General features: G+C 61.1%; 1 protein-coding gene. It reads left to right on the top strand.

The genetic code is table 11. The features are described 5' to 3' along the window. Positions 1 to 1,604, top strand: a 1,604-nt coding sequence (locus tag VGP75_RS18770) for a hypothetical protein (RefSeq protein WP_327545109.1), incomplete at its 5' end; no start/stop codon positions are given. Between the last annotated feature and the right edge of the window lie 123 nt (positions 1,605 to 1,727).

Below are 1,727 nucleotides of genomic sequence, written 5' to 3'. Positions count from 1 at the left end.
CGCTCATTCCTGGCGGTCAAAGTTCATTGCTGCGGGCGGGTGGACGCGCCGCTGCGGAAGGCGCTGCATATGCGTTCGGGACGGGTGAGGGCGGGCTTCAAGAGCGTCTGGCGCGAGTTCCGGCTGGTGCGGCTCTTGGTGGTGGTGCAGGCGTTGCAGGCTACGGCGCGGCCAAGGCTCTCGGCGGCCTGACCAACCGACTCGTTGACAGCGCCCGCAGGACTGTCGGGGGGCGGGGATCTACAGTTGTAGAAAACGAAATCCAGCGGCTCGTTGCCCAGACGGGGAAAACGCCTGACGAAATCACCCAAGACATCATTGAGGGTCGTCTGCTGGCGGAGAACAAAACTATTCAGGCGGCAGTCCGCGCCCTTCGCACCCAAGGCGGCGAGGCATCAACGATTATTCAGCAGGGCATGGTGGGTCGTCCAGCCCAGACCCGTGCGGCGGCTATGGCAGAGATGCGTCAGTATCTGGGCGATGCTGGGGCGGGCAGTCAGGCGGCAGCACGACGTGCCAGCGAGGAAGCAACTGTAGCGGCAGAGCGTGCGGCGTATGCCCCGTTTGCGCGTCAGGTCGCCCCTGATGAAGTTGTTGAAGGCCTTGCCGACACACTTCGGCGCGTGCCTAGCGCGGCCAAGGAAGTTGAAATGCAATTGCGGGCAGAAACTGGGTCCGCGCCGTTTTTCAAAGTCACGGAAGAAGGGGCGGTTGAGTTCACCAGAGCGCCCACTGTAGCCGAGGCAGAGAGCATCCGGCGGGCAGTTCAGAACCGGGCCAGCACGCTTTACCGCGAGGGCATGGGTGGCGCTGGCGGGGCTGTCCGTGGCGCTGAGCAGGAACTGCGCGGGCTGCTTGATATGAGCATCCCAGAACTGGCAACGACCCGCGCCCAAGCTGCCGCTGTGCGGGCCAACCGCGATGCATACGAGGCGGGGCAGAAAGCCTTGGCTGGCGACGTAAACGAAAAACTGGTTGATTTCGCAAAACTGTCCCAAGGCCAGAATTCTGATGAGGCCGTTGCAGCATTCCGCGCTGGCTTGATGCAAGCCTTGGAGGCCCGCGCTGCCACCGGATCGCGTCAAAGCATGATCCGTAACCTTGCTAATGCTGAAACCAAAGAAGGCCGCGTGCTGCGTGAGGTGTTCCCGCAAGACCAGCTTGATGATGTGCTGAAGTCGATTGACATCGCGTCTGATGCACAAGAAGCGGCCAGCAAGATCCTGATTGGCACGGGAAGCCAGACAACGGAAACGGCGCTTGAAGCTGGGCGGCAGGGGCTTGGTCTCAGTGCGGAAGAGGTTTCAGCCGTTCTTGGCGGAAGCCCTGTTGAGACGCTGAACGTGGCAAGCAAAATAATGAAACGGCTCGTCCGCACCGAATTGACGGATGCAGAGCGTGCGCGCATTGCAGAAATCTTGGTTTCTACAGACCCGCAGATCGTCCGCAACGCAATCATTGACGAAAGCGGGATGCAGCGGCTTGCAGATGCTGTAAACCAGATAATGACTGGCGCACAGAACGTGGCGCGCGGCACAGCAGCAACACAGGCTGGCGCGGCGGGCGGTGAAGCGATGCCGATGCAAGGCCTGTTGGCGCAATAGGAGACACCATGAAACCGAAACGCCTTACGGAAACCGAAATCCAGAGCACAGTCACCAACGCTGTGCGCGAGGCCGTTGACTTCGTGGAGAGCGAAATCGCGCCTGACCGCATTACCGCGCAGA

The sequence above is a fragment of the Yoonia sp. genome, from assembly GCF_036007805.1.
GTDB lineage: Bacteria > Pseudomonadota > Alphaproteobacteria > Rhodobacterales > Rhodobacteraceae > Yoonia.
The sequence above is the reverse complement of the archived record's forward strand: the minus strand, read 5'-3'. Positions and strand labels throughout refer to the sequence as shown.